Origin of the sequence: Sphingomonas sorbitolis, assembly GCF_036663875.1 — a bacterium.
Lineage (GTDB): Bacteria > Pseudomonadota > Alphaproteobacteria > Sphingomonadales > Sphingomonadaceae > Sphingomonas.
Genome location: NZ_JAXOJS010000004.1, coordinates 250,438 through 269,672 on the forward strand (window position 1 = coordinate 250,438; position 19,235 = coordinate 269,672).

Genomic DNA, 19,235 nt, shown 5'->3' on the forward strand with positions numbered 1-19,235 from the left:
GGGCCTAGGGTTACTCTGCCGGACCCTGGGTTCCTGCTTTCGCAGGAAAGCAGGGTCCGGGTTCAATCAGTTTGCGCGGGTGCGGCGGATTTCGTCGCGGACGGAGTGGCCGAGCGCGTCGGCGACCAGCGCGCCCTGTTCGGCCTGGTGACGCTTCATCAGGCCGGTCGCGGGCGATGCCGAGGCGTTGCGCCCGGCATAGCGCGCGCGCTTCACGCGAGAGTCTACCGTTGCCAACGCCTCCTCGATCAGCGGCTCGACGAAGAACCAGTAACCGTTGTTCTTCGGCTCTTCCTGCGCCCAGACGATCTCTTCCAGGTTCGGCATCCGTGCGACGCGCTCGGCGATCGGGTTGCCGGGGAAGGGATAGAGCTGTTCGACGCGGACGATCTGCGTGTCGGTGTCACCCGCCGCATCGCGTGCCTCGATCAGGTCGTAGGCGACCTTGCCGGTGCACAGGACCAGACGCTTCGTATCGACGTCGGCGGCCGGATTGGTATCCGACAACAGGCGGCGGAAGTGGCTGTCGCTCTGAAAATCCTCGGCGTTCGACACGGCCAGCTTGTGCCGCAGCAACGACTTCGGCGTCATCACGATCAGCGGCTTGCGGAAGTTGCGGTGCATCTGCCGGCGGAGCAGGTGGAAATAGTTCGCCGGGCTGGTGCAGTTCGCGACCTGGATGTTGTCGTCCGCGCAGGACTGGAGGAAGCGCTCGGGACGTGCCGAGCTGTGCTCAGGCCCCTGCCCCTCATAGCCGTGCGGCAGCAGCATCACGAGGCCGTTGGCGCGAAGCCACTTCGACTCGCCCGACGTGATGAACTGATCGATCATGATCTGCGCGCCGTTGACGAAATCGCCGAACTGCGCCTCCCAGAGCACCAAGGTCTTCGGGTCGGCGAGCGCATAGCCATATTCGAAGCCGAGCACGCCGTATTCGCTGAGCGGGCTGTCGAGCACTTCGAAGCGGCCATGCTCGATTTCCTGCAACGGCACGTACTTGTGCTCGTCGGTCTGGTCGACCCAGACGGCGTGGCGCTGCGAGAAGGTGCCGCGACCCGAATCCTGGCCGGACAGGCGGACGCCGTACCCTTCCGAGAGAAGACCGCCGAACGCGAGTGCCTCGCCGGTCGCCCAGTCGAAGCCCTTGCCGGACTTGAACATCTCGCGCTTGGCATCGATCACGCGGTTGAGCGTCTTGTGGATCTTCACGCTGTCCGGGATCGTCGTCAGCGTGCGGCCGAGCGAGTCGAACAGCTTCGTGCTGAGGCCGGTCTCGACGTTGCGGCGTGCCGACGCGCCATCGGTGGGCGCGCTGAGGCCGGTCCAGCGACCGCCGAACCAGTCGGCCTTGTTGGGCTTGTACGACGAGCCGGCTTCGAACTCACCCTCGAGGCGGAGCGTGAACTGCTTCACGTTCTCGTCGATCCAGGGCTGGTCGATCACACCTTCCTTGATCAGGCGATCGCCGTACACCGACGATACGCCGGGGTGCTTGCGGATGATGTCGTACATCAGCGGCTGCGTGAAGGACGGCTCGTCGCCTTCGTTGTGACCAAAGCGGCGATAGCACCACATGTCGATGACGATGTCGCGGTGGAACTTCTGACGGAATTCCATCGCCATCTTGGTTGCGAAGGTGACCGCTTCGGGATCGTCGCCGTTGACGTGGAAGACCGGCGCCTGGACGCCCTTGGCGACGTCCGACGGGTAAGGCGACGAGCGCGCGAACTGCGGCGAGGTCGTGAAGCCGACCTGGTTGTTGATGATGAAGTGGACGCAGCCGCCGGTGTTGTAGCCGCGGATGCCGGAGAAGCCGAGGCACTCCCAGACGATCCCCTGCCCCGCGAACGCCGCGTCACCGTGGATCAGCACGGGCAAGCTCGCCACGTGGTCCTTCAGATCGTTGTTGAGCGTCTGGATCGCGCGCGTCTTGCCGAGCACGACGGGGTCGGCGGCTTCGAGATGCGACGGGTTGGCGACCAGGCTCATGTGAACCTTGTGGCCGTCGAACTCGCGATCGGTGCTGGTGCCGAGGTGATACTTCACGTCGCCCGAACCGCCGATGTCGTCGGGGTTGGCCGAACCGCCGGCGAATTCGTGGAAGATCACGCGCAACGGCTTGGCCATCACGTTGGCGAGCACGTTGAGGCGACCGCGATGCGCCATGCCGATGACGAGCTCGCGCACGCCCATCTGGCCGCCATATTTGATCACGCTCTCAAGCGCGGGAATCATCGATTCACCGCCATCGAGGCCGAAGCGCTTCGTACCTACATACTTCTTGCCGAGGAATTTCTCCCACTGCTCGGCCTCGATCACCTTGGTGAGGATCGCCTTCTTGCCGTCAATCGAGAATTCGATCGCCTTGTCCTGGCCCTCCATGCGCTCCTGGAGGAAGCGGCGCTCCTCGACGTCGGAGATGTGCATGTATTCGAGGCCGACATTGCCGCAGTAATTCTTGCGCAACGTGTCGACGAGTTCGCGGATCGAGACCCATTCGAAGCCCATCGTGCCGCCGAGATAGACCTTCCGGTCGATGTCGGCGTCGGAGAAGCCGTGATATTCGGTCTTCAGATCCTCGGGCATCTCGCGCTTGGACAGGCCGAGCGGATCGAGGTTGGCGGCGAGATGGCCACGGACGCGGTAGGTGCGGACGAGCAACTGCGCGCGGATCGCGTCAGCCGCGGCCTTGGCGATCTCTTCCTTCGAGACGGGCGCGGGCGCTGCTGCTGCGGGGGCTGGTTTCCCCTTTGCGGGCTTCGGCGCGGGCTCCATCTGGGTCGGATCGAGTGCTGCGGTCAGGTCGTCCGTGGTGGTGAGCGGCCAGCGGGCGCTCTCCCAGCTCGGGCCCTGCGCGGAACCTTCGAGACCCTCGAAGAACGCGCGCCAACCGGATTCGACCGAGGCCGGGTCCGCGTTGAACTTGGCGTAGAGCGTCTCCACGAACGCCGGGCTGACGCCGGCTGCGATATCGCTGAAATCCTGGCCTTCGTAGCCCATCGTTCTCGTCCTCAGTGTCCCTCTCCCCGCGGGGGAGAGGGAGGGGCCCGCCCGCACTTGCGGGTGGGAGGGTGAGGGCACGGGCGGTCACGTGCCCTCACCCTTCCGCCGCTAAGAAGCGGCTCCTTCCCTCTCCCCGAAGGGAGAGGGGTAGTCAGTTCAACCCTTCAACACGCTCAGCAGCGTCTCGCCGAGCAGGCTGGGGCTTTCCGAGACCTTGATCCCGGCAGCTTCCATCGCCGCGATCTTGCTCTCCGCGTCGCCCTTGCCGCCCGACACGATCGCGCCGGCATGGCCCATGCGACGGCCCGGAGGCGCCGTACGACCGGCGATGAAGCCTGCCATCGGCTTCGACCGACCGCGCTTGGCTTCGTCGCGGAGGAACTGTGCCGCCTGCTCTTCTGCGTCGCCGCCAATTTCGCCGATCATGATAATCGACTGGGTCTCGTCGTCGGCGAGGAACAGCTCGAGCACGTCGATGAAGTTCGTGCCGTTGACCGGATCGCCACCGATGCCGACCGCGGTCGTCTGACCAAGGCCTGCGTTCGACGTCTGGAACACCGCCTCATAGGTCAGCGTGCCTGAACGGCTGACAACGCCGACCGAGCCCTTCTTGAAGATCGAGCCGGGCATGATGCCGATCTTGCACTCGCCGGGGGTCAGCACGCCGGGGCAGTTCGGGCCGATGAGGCGCGACTTGGAGCCCGACAGCGCGCGCTTGACCTTGACCATGTCGAGGACGGGAATGCCCTCGGTTATCGCGACGATCAGCGCGATCTCGGCGTCGATCGCCTCGAGGATCGAATCGGCGGCGAAGGGGGGCGGTACGTAGATTACGCTGGCCGTTGCGCCGGTCATCGCCTTGGCTTCGGCGACGGTGTTGTAGACGGGGAGGTCGAGGTGGGTCGTACCGCCCTTGCCGGGCGTGACGCCGCCGACCATCTGCGTGCCGTATTCCAGCGCCATCTTGGTGTGGAAGCTGCCGGTTTCGCCGGTCATGCCTTGCGTGATGACCTTGGTGTTCTTGTCGACGAGGATGCTCATCTTGTCTCGTTCCTTACCACCCCGGCGAAGGCCGGGGCCCAATTGGGAAAGCGGTCATGGTAGTGCGATGCGATCGTAAAGGTCGTCCCAAGAGGGATTGAAACCGTTGATCTCACGCAGCTTCCAGTCTCGCTTCCACTCCTTCATGTGCAGCTCGCGCTGCCGGGCGGCTTCCCAACTACCGGCTAACTCATACCAGACGAGCAGCTTGCAGTCGTATTTCTTTGTGAACCCGGCGACGACGGCGTTGCGGTGTTCCCACACGCGCTTCGCCAGGTTCAGCGTCGAGCCGAGGTAGATCGTACCGTTAAACCCACTTGCCATGATGTAGACAAACGCTTGTTCTTCCATCAGCGGGGCCTTCCCAATTGGGCCCCGGCCTTCGCCGGGGTGGTGCGATCCTTACCTCACCTCAAATCAGTTCAACGAACCATCGATACCCTTGCAGGCGACGATCAGCTCCTTCACCGCGTCGACCGACACGGTGAGGTTCTGCTTGGCTTCGTCGTCCAGCTTGATCTCGACGATCTTCTCGACGCCGCCAGCCCCGATCACCACCGGCACGCCGACGTACAGATCGGTAAGGCCGTACTCGCCCGAAACATACGCCGCGGCCGGCAGCACGCGCTTCTGGTCGTACAGATACGCCTCGGCCATCGCGATGCCGCTGGTCGCCGGCGCGTAATAGGCCGAACCCGTCTTCAGCAGCGCGACGATCTCGCCGCCGCCGCCGCGCGTGCGCTTGACGATCGCGTCGATCTTTTCCTGGCTCGACATGCCCATCGCGATGAGATCGGGAACCGGGATGCCCGACACGGTCGAGTAGCTGATGACCGGGACCATCGTGTCGCCGTGGCCGCCGAGCACGAAGCTGGTGACGTCCTTGACCGAGACCTTGAACTCGTCGGCGAGGAAGTGGCTGAAGCGTGCCGAGTCGAGCACGCCGGCCATGCCGACGACCATGTGGTGCGGCAGCCCCGAGAATTCGCGGAGCGCCCAGACCATCGCGTCGAGCGGGTTGGTGATGCAGATCACGAACGCGTCGGGTGCGTTCGCCTTGATGCCCTCGCCCACGGCCTTCATGACCTTGAGGTTGATGCCGAGCAGGTCGTCGCGGCTCATGCCGGGCTTGCGGGCTACACCGGCGGTGACGATGATGACGTCCGCGCCGGCGATGTCGGCATAGTCGTTCGAGCCGGTAATCTGCGAGTCGAAGCCTTCGACCGGGCCGCACTGCGACAGGTCGAGCGCCTTGCCCTGGGGGATGCCCTCGGCGACGTCGAACAGGACGATATCGCCAAGGCCCTTGAGTGCTGCGAGGTGCGCGAGCGTACCGCCGATGTTACCGGCGCCGATCAGCGCGATCTTCTTGCGAGCCATTCCAATCCGTCTCCGTCTGATGTGCGGGGTGATTGGTGACGCCGGTTACGCGCATTATCCCGCTACGGCAACCGCTAAAAGGACAAAAGCAGCTTGTTATTGCGAGTAGTTCGCATGTGCAATAAGCTCAGCGGTGGCCTTCGGCGAGATAGTCCTCGGACCGCATCTCTTCGAGACGGCTGATCGTGCGGTCGAACTCGAAGCGCCCGTCGCCGCTTTCGTAGAGGTCGCCGGGTTGTGCATCGGCGGCGGCGAGGAGCTTGACCTTGTGCTCGTACAGCGCGTCGATCAGCGCCACGAAGCGCGCCGCTTCGTTGCGGTTCTCGGGGCCGAGCTTGGGAATGCCGACGAGCATGACGGTGTGGAATTTCCGCGCGATGGCGAGGTAGTCGGCGACCCCCCTCGCCTCGCCGCACAGCTTTTTGAAGCTGAACACCGCGACGCCCTTGAGCGATTTCGGCACCCGCAGCGTGCGGCCCTGGACGATCAGGTCTTCGGCCGGGACGTGCTCGCTGTCGTCGGTCGAGAAGTCGGTGAGGCGGAAGAACGCGGCTGACAACTGCGCGGTCGCTTCGGGGCCGTTGGGGACGAGCCACGTGTCCTGGCTGCCGAGCCGGTCGCGGCGATAGTCGACCGGGCCGTTGAGCGGGAGCACGTCGAGGCGGTGCTCGATGGTCGCGATGAAGGGCAGGAAATGCTCGCGGTTGAGGCCGTTCTTGTAGAGATCGGCGGGCGGGCGGTTCGAGGTAGTGACGATCGTCACGCCGGAATCGAGCAGCGACGTCACCAACCGCGAGAGGATCATCGCGTCGGGGCTGTTGGTGACCATCATCTCGTCGAACGCGAGCAACCGCGTCTCGTCGGCGATCGCGGTCGCGACGGGGACGATCGGGTCGCCGACTTCCTTGCGGCGCTCGGCGGCGATGCGCGCGTGGACCTCGAGCATGAACTCGCCGAAATGCACGCGGCGCTTCTTCTCGACGGGCGCGTTGGCGAAGAACAGGTCCATCAGCATCGACTTGCCGCGGCCGACGCCACCCCAGAGGTAGACGCCGCGGGGGTCTGGTTTCTTGGAGAAGCGGGCGAAGAAGCCGGTGGATTTGGGGGTAGCGAGTTCGGTCGCGAGGGTGTTGAGGCGCGCGGCGGCGGCGGCTTGTTCCGGGTCGGGGCGGAGTTCGCCTGACGCTACGAGCGCTTCGTAGGCCTTGAGGACGGTCACGCCGCTAACCCTATACCACCCCGGCGGAGGCCGGGGCCCAATTGGAAAGGTTTCGATAACGGAGCGGGACGCTTCAACACTGATCGTTTCCCAATTGGGCCCCGGCCTTCGCCGGGGTGGTGTTAGGTGGCGGTGTCAGCCCGTAGAGGCTTGCCGGACGGCTTGCGGATCGTGGCCGAGAAGGCGGCGATCTTGGTTTCGTCGTCCCCTTGCACCACGAGACCCCGCAGGAACAAGAGGCGGCCGGTTTCCTTGAGCACCTCGACCTGCGCCTCGATCGGTTCGCCGATGCGGCCGCCGCCGATGAATTGCGTGTTGAGATCGAGCGTGACCGCGGTGCCGGCGGTGATCAGGCCGAAGCCTCTGGCGGCGGCGAACAGGGCTACGTCGATGAACGCGAGGAGCGCGCCACCGTGGACGTTGTTCTGGAGGTTGGAGTGGCGATGCTCGGGGGTGATGCGGACGCGGACGGTGTGGCCGTCGACGCGGTAGAGCATGGGGCCGAGCAGGGTGTTGAAGCGGGTTGGGTCGGAGAGCGACCAGCTGTGCCAGCCTGGGTTGGCTGGGTCTTCGGCTTCGACGAAATGAGGGGTGGTCAACAACCTGTCCTTCGATACGCCGCTTCGACAAGCTCAGCAGCTACTCAGGACGAACGGAAATTTATACCCCCCGTTCGTCCTGAGTAGGGACTGAGCGAAGTCGAAGGCCCGTATCGAAGGGGTCAGACGATCCGTTCGGCTTCCATCTTCTTGATCTCGGCGATCGCCTTGGCGGGGTTGAGGCCCTTGGGACAGGCGTTCGCGCAGTTCATGATGGTGTGGCAGCGATACAGGCGGAACGGATCCTCGAGCTCGTCGAGGCGCTCGCCGGTCATTTCGTCGCGGCTGTCGGCGAGCCAGCGATAGGCCTGCAACAGGATCGCGGGGCCAAGGAACTTGTCGGCGTTCCACCAGTAGCTCGGACACGAGGTCGAGCAGCACGCGCACAGGATGCACTCGTACAGGCCGTCGAGCTTCGAGCGATCTTCGGGCGACTGGAGACGCTCCTTGCCCGAGGGCGGCGGGGTGACGGTCTGCAGCCATGGCTTGATCGACGAATATTGCGCGTAGAAATGCGTGAAGTCGGGGACCAGATCCTTGATCACGTCCATGTGCGGCAGCGGGGTGATCTGGACCTCGCCCTTGCAATCCTCGATCGCGGTGGTGCAGGCGAGGCCGTTCTTGCCGTTGATGTTCATCGAGCACGAGCCGCAGATCCCCTCGCGGCACGAGCGGCGGAAGGTCAGCGAGGAATCCTGCTCGCTCTTCATCTTGATCAGCGCGTCGAGCACCATCGGGCCAGTATCGTCGAGATCGAGCGCGAACGTGTCGTAACGCGGGTTCTCACCGCTGTCGGGATCGTAGCGATAGACCTTGAACGATTTCAGCCGCTTGCTGTCCCCCGAACCCTGGCTGGTCGAGGCGTGCTTGACGCCCTTCTTGACGACGCTGTTTTTCGGGAGCGAGAATTCGGCCATTGCGAGCGGTCCGTCCGTGGTGTGATTATAGGTTGTCAGAGCCGATACATGACAGGGGCCCTCCCCGCAAATCCTTAGCTTCGCGGGTGCAACATGCGTCACACCCGCTGTCGCGTCACCTGCGCGTCGCGGGTCAGATGATGTCGAGGATGAGGCCGAGGTCGCGGGCCTCCTCGGCTTCGATGTACCAGTTGGAGGGGGCCTTCTTCTTGAGGTCCTCGAGCGACACCTTCGAGCCCTCGACGATCGCGCGGAAGCCTTCTTCCTGGATGTTGATCGAGTCCTCGATCTCGTGAAGCTTGGCCTTCAGCGTGTAGGACAGCGTGTTGAGCGGGCCGTTGAGTTCGATGGTGCTCTGCATCTGGCGCTCGTGGATCATGATGCGGCTGTTGCGGGTGAGGAAGCGACTGTCGACCGGGAAGGCGGACATGAACGTCGCGCCGGCGGAATAGACTGCGACCTTGCCGAGGAAGAGCGTCTCGCGGCCGGTGTATTCGCGTAGCAGGCGGATGTTGTCGCCCATCGCACGGGCGACTTCGGGGTCGCCGCCGAGCGTGGTGATCGAGACGACCAGCGGGCCTTCCGTGGGGGCGGCGACGAGTTGCGACTTGAAATTGTCGTACATCGCGTCGTCGACGGGGCCGTGGAGGTGGATGTGGGGGGCGGCCAGCAGCGGGTAGTTGCGGGCGTTCGAGGCGGTGGATGTGTCGGTCATGCCGCGGCAAACTTTTGCGGGGGCGGTGGGTTCCGAGGGACGGGACAAAAGCCCTAGGCCCTAGAGCTTCGTGGCAAGCCCCGCCTGTTTGAGGATGGCGTTGGCCGTGTGGCGGGACAGGATCGTGCCGTCGACGACGACCGGGCGTGGCGCATGGGGACTGCGCCAGATTTCGTGATCGCCCTTGCCGCTGCGCACGAAGGTGCATCCGTTGGCCGTGAGGATATCGCGAACCTGCGCGGCGTATCCTCGAACCATGATGCGTTAGGCCGCGATCTCGAAATCACGTTCGTGGTGTGCGATGATCCGGATGCGGTGCGGGCCGGCGAGGCGCGTGGGATTGGCGATATCGTCTGCGTGGATATCGAGAAGGTCGGGCAGCATCGCCGCGGCTTTTTCGACGAGTGCTTCGAGCGTGGCGGCGTCGGCAGCGAAACCGGGGATGTCGCCGTCTACCGAATACCAGACGCTGGCTTCGGGGTCGTAGTCTGCACGGATCGTCCAGTGCGCCATGTCCAACCTCGTCTTTCCGCGGATGGTGTACGCGGGAATGCGGTTTGGCGCCACAGGTGCGGTTTTGCCGGGTCGGATGCGGACTACACCCAACAGCCGTTCTCCTGCGAACGCAGGAGCCCGGGGTAACGGAGCGCGGCGTTTGTGATCCTGAGCTCCTGCGTTCGCAGGAGAACGGGACTTTAGAACAACGCTTAGTTTGCCTGCTTGGCCGAGCGCTTGTGCTGGAGGATCCAGCCTACCAAACCGCCTGGCACTCCGCCCACGAGCGAAAATAGCGCGTAGAAGGTGATCGCTATCTTCTGGGGTTCTTCGCCCACGCCGCGGGGTTCGATGGCGAAGACGTAGATCGTGGTCAGTAGCGCGACGACCACCGGCCATAGGAAGCCGGCGATCATCGGTTGGAAGCGCGTCAGGAGCCCCACCGCGACGGGCACGAGGAACCCGATCGCGATGATGGCCCAGGTCATCAGTATACCCGCTTCTTGGGTTTGATGTAGTCGATGTCGTCGGTGAGCGTGTAGTCGTGGACCGGGCGGAAATCGATCTTGGTCTCGCCGCCCTTGCCGCCCCAGCCGTTGAAGGTGGTGATGGTGTGCTTCATCCAGTTCGCATCGTCGCGCTCGGGGAAATCTTCGTGCATGTGCGCGCCGCGCGACTCGGTGCGGTTGGCCGCCGAGTTCATCGTCACGACCGCCTGGCCAATCAGATTGTCGAGCTCCATCGTCTCGACCAGGTCGGTGTTCCAGATCATGCTGCGATCCTTCACGGCGACGTCGGTCATCCGGCTGTAGATCCCGGCCATCTTCTCGACGCCCTGGTTGAGCAGTTCGGTGTCGCGGAACACCGCGCAATGCTTCTGCATGGTCTGCTGCATGTCGAGACGGATCTGCGCGGTCGGCGACCCGCCGCTCGCGTTGCGGAAATGGTCGAGGCGCGTCAGCGCCAGGTCTTCCGAACCCTTGGGCAGCGGCGCGTGTGCCGTACCGGGCTTCAGCGTGTCCTTGATCCGCAGGCCGGTCGCGCGGCCGAACACCACGAGATCGATCAGGCTGTTCGAGCCGAGGCGGTTGGCGCCGTGGACCGAGACGCACGCCGCTTCACCGACCGCGAACAGACCGGGGACGACCGCGTCGGGGTTGCCGTCGACGAGGTTGACGACCTCGCCGTGGAAGTTGGTCGGGATGCCGCCCATGTTGTAATGCACCGTCGGCGTGACGGGCAGCGGCTGACGCGTGAGATCGACGCCGGCGAAGACCTTTCCAGTCTCGGTGATGCCCGGCAGGCGCTCGGCGAGCACCTTGGGATCGATGTGATCGAGATGCAGGAAGATGTGGTCGCCGTTCTTGCCGACGCCGCGGCCTTCGCGCATTTCGAGCGCCATCGAGCGGCTGACGACGTCGCGCGAGGCGAGGTCCTTCGCCGACGGGGCATAGCGCTCCATGAAGCGCTCGCCCTCGGAGTTGGTCAGGTAACCACCCTCACCGCGTGCGCCCTCGGTGATGAGCACGCCCGCGCCGTAGATGCCGGTCGGGTGGAACTGGACGAACTCCATGTCCTGCAGCGGCAAGCCGGCGCGGAGCACCATCGCGTTGCCGTCGCCGGTGCAGGTGTGCGCCGAGGTCGCCGAGAAATAGACGCGGCCATAGCCACCGGTCGCGAGCACCGTCTGGTGGCTGCGGAAACGGTGGATCGAGCCGTCTTCCATGCACAGCGCGATGACGCCGCGGCAGACGCCGTTCTCCATGATCAGGTCGAGCGCGAAATACTCGACGAAGAAGTCCGTGTTGTACTTCAGGCTCTGCTGGTACAGCGCGTGGAGCATCGCGTGGCCGGTACGATCGGCGGCCGCGGCGGTGCGCTGGACCGGCGGCCCCTCGCCCATGTTCTGCATGTGACCGCCGAACGGACGCTGATAGATCGTGCCGTTCTCGTTACGGCTGAACGGCATGCCGGCATGTTCCAGCTCGTAGACCGCCTGCGGGGCTTCGCGGCACAGATACTCGATCGCGTCCTGGTCGCCGAGCCAGTCGGAACCCTTGACGGTGTCGAACATGTGCCAGGTCCAGTGATCCGGCGAGTTGTTGCCGAGCGAGGCGGCAATGCCGCCCTGTGCGGCGACGGTGTGCGAACGGGTCGGGAAGACCTTGGTGATGCACGCGGTCTTCAGGCCGCTCTCGGCGATGCCCATCGTCGCGCGCAGTCCGGACCCGCCGGCACCGACGACGACCGCATCATAGGTATGATCGATGATCTTGTAGGCTGCAGACATTACGCGGGGGCTCCGGAGAAGGCGACCTTCAGGATCGCGAACAGGGCGATACCGCCCAGCGTGAAGATGAACAGGTTGAGGAGGATCATCGTCACGACACGGCTTTCGTCGTGCATGTAATCCTCGATCACGACCTGAAGACCGAGACGGAAGTGATAGAACACCGAGAGGATCAGCAGCGCCATCGGCACCGCGACCCAGGCCGATTGCAGCCACAGATGGACCGCGGCATAGTCATAGCCGGGCATCCGCGCGACCGAGATCATCAGCCAGAGCATGAGGAACAGGTTCGCGCCCGCCGTCAGGCGCTGCTGCCACCAGTGATGCGCGCCGTGTTTCGCGCTGCCGAGGCCGCGGACGCGACCGATTGCCGTACCCGAACCCATTACTTGATCCCCATGTAGAGCCAGAACACGATCGTCAGCGCGACCGATGCGACCATCGTCGCGAGCGCGCCCATCTTGTTCCGCTTCAGTTCGTAGCCCGCGCCGGTGTCGAGCACGAAGTGGCGGATGCCGGTCATCATGTGCTGGAACAGCGACAGTGTCAGCCCGACCGCGACGATGTAGCCGAGGATGTTGAGACGGCCGGTATCGGTCGTGAACACGTCGACGAAGGTCGCATAGGCCTGATCGCCCGATGCGATCGCGGCGAGCCACCAGACGAGCAGCAGGCTGCCGACGGTCGCCATCCCGCTGCCGGTCGCGCGGTGCAGGATCGAGACCAGCATGTGCGGGCCCCATTTATAGACCTGCAGATGGGGAGAAAGCGGGCGTGCCGGGTTGCGCGATGCCAAGGGCGGAGTCCTCGAACCAGAAGATGACGAACCAAAAATATCTTGGTCCACAATATATAGATCGGGCGACCTATTAGCCACCACGTGCTGCGATGCAACCCATTGGGGGCGGTCCGATAACCCATGACACCGCTGGCCCTCCACGCGACATGGGAGCGCCGATCCACTTCATTGCGGTTTCGAAATAATCCGCAACACGGTCGACGCGGCCCCCATCCCTAACCCGCTCTTAAGATATGCCGTGTAGCGCTGGACCGGTATTCCCGATCCGGAGCCCAGCATCTTGACCACCACCGACCTGCCGGTACCCGGCGCGATTGCCGCTTCCGTCGACCTGGCAGCCCGGCTGCGGGCGTTCGACTTCGACGGATCGCTGGCTGGCGCGAGTCGGGAAGTCTGGGCCGCGCTCGCTCCCGAAATCACGCACGTCTCGAAGGCGTATTGGGAGCAATGGCTGCGCTGTTTCTCCGACGAGCGGATCTGGGCGGCGCACGAAACCGAGCGGATGATCGAGGTCGGCTGCACGTTCCTGCGCAATCGCTTCCTCGAGACGAGCGGTCGTGCCTGGGTCGAGTCGGTCGAACGCTCGGTCGCCGCCGCCTATGTCGCCGATGTGTCGCCGATGGCGCTGCTGTCGATGATCAGCGCGAGCGACCGTGCCGCGCTCGAAGTCTTGATGCGCCGGGTCGACCGGTCGGACGCCAAGCTGCCGGTGTATATCGACACGCTGATGCGGCTGTCGGCGCTCGAAGGCGAGATCACCGTCGCGATCTATAACGCATACCGGACGCACTCCGCGCAGAACGCACGCGATACGCTGGCGGCGGAGTTCCGCGACGGCATCGCGGCAATGGTCGAGACCGCGACCGACGAAGGGCATATGCTCCGCGAACAGGCGATGCGCAGTTCGGCGTCGACCCGCGCGGTGCTGGGCAAGGCAAGCGAAGTCGCCGCCGCCGCCGAGCAATCCGCGGTCGCGATGCGCGAAGCCGCGCAGACCGCCGCTGGACTGATCCGGGCGATCGAGGATGCGCGGACCGAGGTCGAGGCTGCGGCCGAGATCGCCAACCGGGCTTCGGTGCAAGCAGGCCAGGCGGTCGGCATGTCCGAGACTCTCAGCGATCATGCGAAGTCGATCGAGTCGATCCTCGGGCTGATCCGCGACATCGCCGGGCAGACCAACCTGCTCGCACTGAACGCGACGATCGAGGCGGCGCGCGCCGGCGATGCCGGGCGTGGCTTCGCGGTCGTGGCGCAGGAAGTGAAGAGCCTCGCCAATCAGACCGCACGCGCAACCGACGACATCGCCGCAAAGATCGCCGCGATCCAGTCGGCGACGCGCTCGACGGTCGAGACCAACGCCTCGATCAAGTCGACCGTGGCCGAGGTGCAGGAGAGCGCCGACCGGATCCGCTATGCGATGGAGGCACAGGCGCAGACCGTGACCGCGATCACCGCGGCGGTCGACGAGACCGCGCTGGCGGCGGATTCGATGTCGACCACGATCGCCGCGATCCGCGAGGATACCGAGACGGTCGCGACCGAGATCGACGGCGTCGGCCGCGGCTTCGACGTGCTCGACTCGCGGCTTGGCAATCTCAAGAACAGCGCCGGGGATTTCGTCGCGAAGGTCGCTGCATAAAGGACCCTCAGGAGGGGGCGATGATCGAACACCAGGAGAGGATGGCCTTTGCGGCCGGCGAGACCAAGACCCGGAACCCGGTGCGCAACTGGGGCGGCGATCAACGGCCGCTACGCGAGCGCGTGCATGATTACGACTGGGACGGGCTGATCGAACCCGCCTGCGCGACGCTCAGCGCGTTGCTAGAACCGGCCGATCGTCGCCGGATCGCCGAGACGTTCTGGCGGCACTATCTCTCGCTCGAGTCGGCACGGCACCTTCAGCGGCATTTCACCCCCGAACTGCTCGATCAGCGGATCGCCCTGAGCACCGAATATGTCGGCCTGAAATACGGTGCCCCCAACGACGATGCGTGGAAGGCGATGGCGATCAGTCATGCAGAGAATTCGCATCGCTCGGGCGTCCCCCTGCCCGCGCTGCTGTCATCGCTGGCATTCGCGCACAGCGTGACGCTCAACCTGCTCGCGGATCGGCTCGGCGGGGACCTGTCGGCGATGCGGACGCTGAGCGACGTGGTCCAGCGGCTCGCGCTGATCGAGGCGGATATCATGGCGTCGCATCTCGGCGCGAGCGATGCGGAGGCGGCACGGGTCGAACGCCAGACGCGCGCGACCGATTTTCGCAGCAGCATTGCCGCATCGATCGAGGATACCGCGGCGCTGGGCGCGCGGATTCGCGTGCAGGCGGCGGGCGCGTCGGCCTCGACCCGCGGCATGCTCGGTCGGGCAAGCGAGGTCGCGGCGGCGGCGGAACAGTCCGCGGTGGCGATGCGCGAGGCGGCACACACCACCGCCGGGCTGATCCGCGCGATCGAGGATGCGCGCGGTGAAGTTGAGGCCGCAGGCAAGATCGCCGACCGCGCCTCGGCCCAGACCGGCGAGGCAGTCGGCGTATCGGAGGCGCTAAGCGAACATGCCAAGTCGATCGAATCGATCCTCGGGCTGATCCGCACCATCGCCGGGCAGACCAATTTGCTTGCGCTGAACGCGACGATCGAGGCGGCGCGCGCGGGCGATGCCGGGCGCGGCTTCGCGGTGGTCGCGCAGGAGGTGAAATCGCTCGCCAACCAGACTGCGCGGGCGACCGACGACATCGCCGCGAAGATCGCCACGATCCAGTCGGCGACCGCGGCGACGGTCGCGACCAACGCCGAGATCAAGTCGACCGTCGCCGAGGTGCAGCGCAGCGCCGCGCGGATCCGTCACGCGATGGAGTCTCAGGCGCAGACCGTCAGCGCGATCACCGCCGCGGTCGACGAAACCGCGCTGGCGGCGGATTCGATGTCGCACACCATCGCCACGATCCGCGAGGATACCGAGGCTGTGGCCTCCGAGATCGACCAGCTCGGCCACGCGTTCGGCGAGGTCGACGATCAGCTGGGGGTGCTGCGGGGTGCGGCGGACGGGTTCTCGGCGAGCGTGGCGTGAGCGGCTCGGAGACACTGTTCGTCACCCGCGGCTCTGGCCGCTCCTGCGCCATAACCAGCCGAGCAGGCGTCCCGTCAGCGCCGGCAGTCCAGGGCGGAACAGCAGCCAGTCGCGGATCGGTGCGTCGACCGTCGCGCCGATGACCTGCTTGTAGCCACTATCGCCTGCGCCCCAATCGACCCGGCGGATCCCTCGCGCCTGGGCCGCGACCAGATTGCGCCAATAGAGCAGCTTGCCCGGCGAATGCTTCGCGAAATGCGGATCGTAGCTGTTGGCGATCGCGTACAGGAGTTCGCCGGTATCGATATCGAACGAGAAGGCGGCAGGCGCACCGTCGACCGTCAGCAGCGCGGCGCGGAACATGCCCGCAAGCACCGGGTCGGCGACCGCGGCCTGCCAGAAGGCGAGATGACCGTCGGCGGTGAACTTCATGCCGGTGCGATCGGTAGCGTGCGCGATCCAGCTCGTCTGTTCGACCGCGCCGAGGTCGGCGAATGCGGCGGGCCAGTCCGCACCCGAGAGGAAGCGCCAGTCGGGTGCGCCATGCTCGGCGAGGTGTTTTTCGTGGAAGCGGTTCTTGCGCAGCGTCGAGGTGCGTGGCCAGGGCTCGCCTTCGCGCGCACGTGGCAGGTCGAGCGACCAGCTATCGCCGATCGCGCGATCGACCGTCGTCCAGCCTTGCCCGCGAGCGGTGGCGATCAACGCGGCGGCGGCGGGGTCGGTGTCGTAGACCGGGCCGATCCTGATGCCGTTGACGTTGCGCGCCAGGGTCGACAGCGCGGCCTTTAGCGCAGGTTCACCGGCTTCGAGCGCGAGGCCGAAGCTGCGGAACGGCCAGTAGCAACCCGGGATCGCCGCGATCCGGAGCAGGCCCGGCCCCAACGGCACGAACGGCAGCGTCAGCACCGGCGCATCGTCCTGCTCGACCACCAGGGTCTTGGCTTGGCCACCATAAGCAGCGAGCGCGGCGGCGTACCAGCCGAAGCGGAGGAAGCGGTGGCTCTGCGCGCCCCGCTCCGCGACGGTGTCGATCGCGGCGGCCAGCCCCTCGACCACATCGGCGCGGACGTTGGGCGGCAGCCGGACGAAGTCGGCCAGGAGCATCGGCTTGGACATTGCCCGCTAGATACCGCGCAGAAGGTTACGATTGCATGCTCTTTTGCAATCGCCCCCTTTTGCATTCGGCCATTCCCCATCATGGTGACGGTCATGCCGACGATCCCCGCCATCTCGACGATCGCTCAGACGATCCAGCTCTCGCTTGCCCCCGTGTTCATGCTCGCCGGCATCGGTCAGTTGCTCAACGTGCTGGCCGGACGCCTGTCGCGGGTGATCGACCGGGCGCGCAAACTGGAACTGCTGCACGGCAGCATCGCCGGGCCCGACCATCATCGCTATGTCTGGGAGCTGCGCCTTCTCGACCGCCGGATGACGATCATCAACGCCGCGCTGTTCCTCGCGGTGTCGAGCGCGATCATGACCTGCGTGCTGATCGCACTGCTGTTCATCGCCGAACTGGCCAAGCTGCATTTCGGCACGGCGGTGGCTTTGTGCTTCATCCTGGCGATGATCCTGCTGATCGCCGCGCTCGTCTCGTTCATCGTCGAGGTGCGGATTTCGCTGCGCGCGTTCCGGATCCGGCCCGAACTGCTGAAGGACCTGTCGTGATCGAGAAACGCATCCTGCAGGCGGTGATCGCCATCGCGTGCCTGTTGCCACTGATCGTCGGCGGCCAGGGCGTGCTGCACGGCCCCGCGCCGTTCGGCCATCTCGCCGAGGTACCGCGCGATCTGGACAGCCATTTCCGGTATATCTCGGGGATCTTCTTCGCGACCGGATTGGGGTTTCTGAGCTGCATCCCCGATATCGAGCGCAAGGGGCCGCGCTTCCGGCTGCTCGGCGGCCTGATCTTCGTCGGCGGCGTATCGCGCGGGATCTCGCTGCTAGCGGTAGGGGTGCCGTCGCAAGGACATGTGCTCGGGCTGGGTATGGAGACGGTGGTCGTGCCGTTGCTGATGCTCTGGCAGTGGAATTTCGCGAAGCGGGCGGCCCTAGCCTGACGATCCTCCCCCGCCAGGGGGAGGATCGTCAGTTCAGCGAGCAGCGTCCAATCCGGGGCCGACGTCGGCAGTCGGCAGATACCGTGGCGCCACGCGAGCCTTGGCCCGCTGCTCAAACGCATAGCCCGCGCCCAGCACCGCCGCGTCGCCGTACTTCGTCGCGATGAACGACAACCCAACCGGCAGACCACGGACCAACCCCATCGGCACCGTCAGGTTCGGGTACCCCGCGATCGCCGGCAGCCCGCTCGAACTCGGCCCGCCGTACTGATCGCCGTACACCGGTTCGCTCAGCCATGCCGGGCCGTAAGTCGGCTCGACCAGGACGCTTGCGCCCGCCGTCTTGAGCATAGCATCGATCCCCTCCGCACCCGCCAGCCGCAGCGATTTCGCGCGCGCCGCCTTGTACGCAGGATCGCCCAACCCCTTGGTCTTCGCCGCAGCCTCGAACGTCTCCTGCGCGAAGAACGGCATCTCCGTGCCCGCGTTGGCGGTGTTGAACGCGATGACCTGATCGAGCGTCCGCGCGCGGACCGCGCCCGGCGTGGTCGCAAGATACGTGTCGAGGTCGGCTTTCAGCTCGGTCTGGAGCACCAGCAGTTCCGCCTCGCCAAGACCATCCAATTTAGGCTGCTTCACCTCGACCAGCACCGCCCCCGCAGCCTTCAACACATCAAGCGAGGCCTGGTATTTCGCGGCAAGGTCCGCGGTCATCTCCGGCCGGAGCACGCCGATGCGCAGACCCGACAGCGCGCTGGTCGACAGCCCCGCCGCATAGTCGCGCTTGTACGCCCCTGCCTCCGCGGTCGCGGCATCGGCAGGATCGACCGCGACCATCGCCGAGAACATCGTCGCCACGTCGCGCACGCTCCGCGCCATCGGGCCGGGCGTATCCTGGCTGTGGCTGATCGGCACGACGTGCGTCCGACTGACGAGGCCGAGCGTCGGCTTCAACCCGACCAGCCCGTTGATCGACGACGGACACACCACCGACCCATCGGTCTCGGTGCCGATCGCCGCCGCCGCGAAGCTCGCCGCGATCGCCGCGCCCGACCCACTCGATGATCCGCACGCGGTCCGGTCGAGCGCGTAGGGGTTCTTGACCAGGCCACCGACCGCGCTCCAGCCGCTCATCGACCGGGTCGAGCGGATGTTCGCCCATTCGCTGAGGTTGGTCTTCCCCAGGATCACCGCCCCCGCGGCGCGGAGTTGCGCGACCACGGGCGCGTCGCGACGGGTCATGTTATCCTTCAGCGCGAGGCTGCCGGCCGTCGTCGGCATAGCGTCGGCAGTCTCGACATTGTCCTTGATCAGCACCGGCACGCCGTGGAGCGGCCCACGGATGCGCCCGGCCTTGCGTTCTGCGTCGAGCGCCTTTGCCTGCGCCAGCGCGTCGGGGTTGAGCGCGATAACGGCGCGGAGAGTAGGGCCCTTGCGGTCCATCGCCGCGATCCGCGCGAGATAGGTGCGGACGAGGTCGACGCTGCTCGCCTTGCCGGACGTCATAGCCGCCTGGAGCTGATCGATCGACTGTTCCTCGACCGCGACGGTCTTGGCGCTCGCGACGGCTGGAATGGCGGTTGCGAGCAATAGCCCGATGATAAACTTACGCATTTTGCGAATCCCCTTTGGCGCGAGGCTATCGGGGTTG

The 19,235-nt window shown here is 65.5% G+C and carries 20 protein-coding genes; 4 read left to right on the plus strand and 16 right to left on the minus strand.

What is annotated here, in order from left to right; translation table 11 throughout:
* Positions 1 to 66 precede the first annotated feature (66 nt).
* The 14 genes from U1763_RS13285 to sdhC all read right to left on the minus strand — a co-directional run bounded on the left by U1763_RS13285 (position 67) and on the right by sdhC (position 12,455).
* On the minus strand, positions 67 to 3,000 hold the full coding sequence (locus U1763_RS13285) for a 2-oxoglutarate dehydrogenase E1 component (protein WP_332755578.1): 2,934 nt from the start codon (positions 2,998 to 3,000) through the stop codon (positions 67 to 69).
* A gap of 159 nt (positions 3,001 to 3,159) precedes the next feature.
* Positions 3,160 to 4,044: a succinate--CoA ligase subunit alpha gene (gene sucD, locus U1763_RS13290; RefSeq protein ID WP_332755579.1), complete on the minus strand. Its 885-nt coding sequence runs from the start codon at positions 4,042 to 4,044 to the stop codon at positions 3,160 to 3,162.
* A gap of 54 nt (positions 4,045 to 4,098) precedes the next feature.
* The gene (locus U1763_RS13295) at positions 4,099 to 4,395 is read right to left on the minus strand and encodes a GIY-YIG nuclease family protein (protein WP_093396776.1); all 297 of its coding nucleotides are present in this window, start codon (positions 4,393 to 4,395) and stop codon (positions 4,099 to 4,101) included.
* Between the two features lie 66 nt (positions 4,396 to 4,461).
* Positions 4,462 to 5,424, minus strand: a complete 963-nt coding sequence (gene mdh, locus U1763_RS13300) for a malate dehydrogenase (RefSeq protein WP_056060667.1) — start codon at positions 5,422 to 5,424, stop codon at positions 4,462 to 4,464.
* A 127-nt stretch (positions 5,425 to 5,551) separates the two neighbouring features.
* Entirely contained in the window at positions 5,552 to 6,643 is a 1,092-nt protein-coding gene (gene zapE, locus U1763_RS13305) for a cell division protein ZapE (RefSeq protein WP_332755580.1), read from the minus strand.
* A gap of 122 nt (positions 6,644 to 6,765) precedes the next feature.
* The gene (locus tag U1763_RS13310; protein WP_332755581.1) at positions 6,766 to 7,242 is read right to left on the minus strand and encodes a PaaI family thioesterase; all 477 of its coding nucleotides are present in this window, start codon (positions 7,240 to 7,242) and stop codon (positions 6,766 to 6,768) included.
* A gap of 122 nt (positions 7,243 to 7,364) precedes the next feature.
* Complete coding sequence (locus U1763_RS13315; RefSeq protein WP_056484561.1) at positions 7,365 to 8,159, minus strand: succinate dehydrogenase iron-sulfur subunit; 795 nt, start codon at positions 8,157 to 8,159, stop codon at positions 7,365 to 7,367.
* 133 nt (positions 8,160 to 8,292) lie between these two features.
* Entirely contained in the window at positions 8,293 to 8,874 is a 582-nt protein-coding gene (locus U1763_RS13320; RefSeq protein WP_332755582.1) for a ClpP family protease, read from the minus strand.
* A 60-nt stretch (positions 8,875 to 8,934) separates the two neighbouring features.
* The gene (locus U1763_RS13325; RefSeq protein ID WP_121903549.1) at positions 8,935 to 9,132 is read right to left on the minus strand and encodes a type II toxin-antitoxin system HicA family toxin; all 198 of its coding nucleotides are present in this window, start codon (positions 9,130 to 9,132) and stop codon (positions 8,935 to 8,937) included.
* 6 nt (positions 9,133 to 9,138) lie between these two features.
* A complete protein-coding gene (locus U1763_RS13330) occupies positions 9,139 to 9,387 on the minus strand; it encodes a DUF1902 domain-containing protein (protein ID WP_332755583.1) in 249 nt (82 codons plus the stop codon).
* A 194-nt stretch (positions 9,388 to 9,581) separates the two neighbouring features.
* Positions 9,582 to 9,857: a hypothetical protein gene (locus U1763_RS13335; protein WP_332755584.1), complete on the minus strand. Its 276-nt coding sequence runs from the start codon at positions 9,855 to 9,857 to the stop codon at positions 9,582 to 9,584.
* On the minus strand, positions 9,857 to 11,659 hold the full coding sequence (gene sdhA / locus U1763_RS13340; protein ID WP_056047438.1) for a succinate dehydrogenase flavoprotein subunit: 1,803 nt from the start codon (positions 11,657 to 11,659) through the stop codon (positions 9,857 to 9,859). Before sdhA ends, U1763_RS13335 begins: the two co-directional genes overlap by 1 nt.
* Complete coding sequence (gene sdhD, locus U1763_RS13345; RefSeq protein WP_332755585.1) at positions 11,659 to 12,045, minus strand: succinate dehydrogenase, hydrophobic membrane anchor protein; 387 nt, start codon at positions 12,043 to 12,045, stop codon at positions 11,659 to 11,661. Before sdhD ends, sdhA begins: the two co-directional genes overlap by 1 nt.
* Positions 12,045 to 12,455, minus strand: coding sequence for a succinate dehydrogenase, cytochrome b556 subunit (gene sdhC, locus U1763_RS13350; protein WP_132737491.1), 411 nt, complete (start codon positions 12,453 to 12,455; stop codon positions 12,045 to 12,047). The genes sdhD and sdhC overlap by 1 nt, the downstream gene beginning before the upstream one ends.
* A gap of 298 nt (positions 12,456 to 12,753) precedes the next feature.
* Here sdhC and U1763_RS13355 point away from each other — a divergent pair, with 298 nt between their 5' ends.
* Both U1763_RS13355 and U1763_RS13360 read left to right on the plus strand, forming a co-directional pair.
* On the plus strand, positions 12,754 to 14,097 hold the full coding sequence (locus tag U1763_RS13355; protein WP_132738232.1) for a methyl-accepting chemotaxis protein: 1,344 nt from the start codon (positions 12,754 to 12,756) through the stop codon (positions 14,095 to 14,097).
* A gap of 41 nt (positions 14,098 to 14,138) precedes the next feature.
* Positions 14,139 to 15,524 carry a methyl-accepting chemotaxis protein gene (locus U1763_RS13360; protein WP_443026928.1) on the plus strand — a complete coding sequence of 462 codons (1,386 nt, stop codon included), beginning with the start codon at positions 14,139 to 14,141 and terminating at the stop codon, positions 15,522 to 15,524.
* A gap of 21 nt (positions 15,525 to 15,545) precedes the next feature.
* Here U1763_RS13360 and U1763_RS13365 read toward each other — a convergent pair whose 3' ends face one another.
* Positions 15,546 to 16,640: a GNAT family N-acetyltransferase gene (locus U1763_RS13365; protein WP_332755587.1), complete on the minus strand. Its 1,095-nt coding sequence runs from the start codon at positions 16,638 to 16,640 to the stop codon at positions 15,546 to 15,548.
* Between the two features lie 93 nt (positions 16,641 to 16,733).
* On the opposite strand from U1763_RS13365, the gene U1763_RS13370 reads away from it, so the two are divergent.
* Positions 16,734 to 17,192, plus strand: a complete 459-nt coding sequence (locus tag U1763_RS13370) for a DUF2721 domain-containing protein (RefSeq protein ID WP_132737485.1) — start codon at positions 16,734 to 16,736, stop codon at positions 17,190 to 17,192.
* A complete protein-coding gene (locus U1763_RS13375; RefSeq protein ID WP_332755588.1) occupies positions 17,189 to 17,584 on the plus strand; it encodes a DUF4345 domain-containing protein in 396 nt (131 codons plus the stop codon). Before U1763_RS13370 ends, U1763_RS13375 begins: the two co-directional genes overlap by 4 nt.
* A gap of 33 nt (positions 17,585 to 17,617) precedes the next feature.
* On the opposite strand, the gene U1763_RS13380 is transcribed toward U1763_RS13375, so the two are convergent.
* On the minus strand, positions 17,618 to 19,198 hold the full coding sequence (locus U1763_RS13380; protein WP_332755589.1) for an amidase: 1,581 nt from the start codon (positions 19,196 to 19,198) through the stop codon (positions 17,618 to 17,620).
* Between the last annotated feature and the right edge of the window lie 37 nt (positions 19,199 to 19,235).

Excerpts from the sequence above, each read along its gene's own strand:
- sucD (WP_332755579.1), bottom strand. The coding sequence starts at position 4,044 with ATGAGCATCCTCGTCGACAAGAACACCAAGGTCATCACGCAAGGCATG.
- U1763_RS13295 (WP_093396776.1), bottom strand. The coding sequence starts at position 4,395 with ATGGAAGAACAAGCGTTTGTCTACATCATGGCAAGTGGGTTTAACGGT.
- U1763_RS13335 (WP_332755584.1), bottom strand. The coding sequence starts at position 9,857 with ATGACCTGGGCCATCATCGCGATCGGGTTCCTCGTGCCCGTCGCGGTG.
- U1763_RS13315 (WP_056484561.1), bottom strand. The coding sequence starts at position 8,159 with ATGGCCGAATTCTCGCTCCCGAAAAACAGCGTCGTCAAGAAGGGCGTC.
- U1763_RS13285 (WP_332755578.1), bottom strand. The coding sequence starts at position 3,000 with ATGGGCTACGAAGGCCAGGATTTCAGCGATATCGCAGCCGGCGTCAGC.
- U1763_RS13360 (WP_443026928.1), top strand. The coding sequence starts at position 14,139 with ATGGCCTTTGCGGCCGGCGAGACCAAGACCCGGAACCCGGTGCGCAAC.
- mdh (WP_056060667.1), bottom strand. The coding sequence starts at position 5,424 with ATGGCTCGCAAGAAGATCGCGCTGATCGGCGCCGGTAACATCGGCGGT.
- U1763_RS13380 (WP_332755589.1), bottom strand. The coding sequence starts at position 19,198 with ATGCGTAAGTTTATCATCGGGCTATTGCTCGCAACCGCCATTCCAGCC.
- U1763_RS13365 (WP_332755587.1), bottom strand. The coding sequence starts at position 16,640 with ATGTCCAAGCCGATGCTCCTGGCCGACTTCGTCCGGCTGCCGCCCAAC.
- sdhD (WP_332755585.1), bottom strand. The coding sequence starts at position 12,045 with ATGGGTTCGGGTACGGCAATCGGTCGCGTCCGCGGCCTCGGCAGCGCG.
- U1763_RS13320 (WP_332755582.1), bottom strand. The coding sequence starts at position 8,874 with ATGACCGACACATCCACCGCCTCGAACGCCCGCAACTACCCGCTGCTG.
- sdhA (WP_056047438.1), bottom strand. The coding sequence starts at position 11,659 with ATGTCTGCAGCCTACAAGATCATCGATCATACCTATGATGCGGTCGTC.
- U1763_RS13370 (WP_132737485.1), top strand. The coding sequence starts at position 16,734 with ATGCCGACGATCCCCGCCATCTCGACGATCGCTCAGACGATCCAGCTC.
- U1763_RS13325 (WP_121903549.1), bottom strand. The coding sequence starts at position 9,132 with ATGGTTCGAGGATACGCCGCGCAGGTTCGCGATATCCTCACGGCCAAC.
- U1763_RS13330 (WP_332755583.1), bottom strand. The coding sequence starts at position 9,387 with ATGGCGCACTGGACGATCCGTGCAGACTACGACCCCGAAGCCAGCGTC.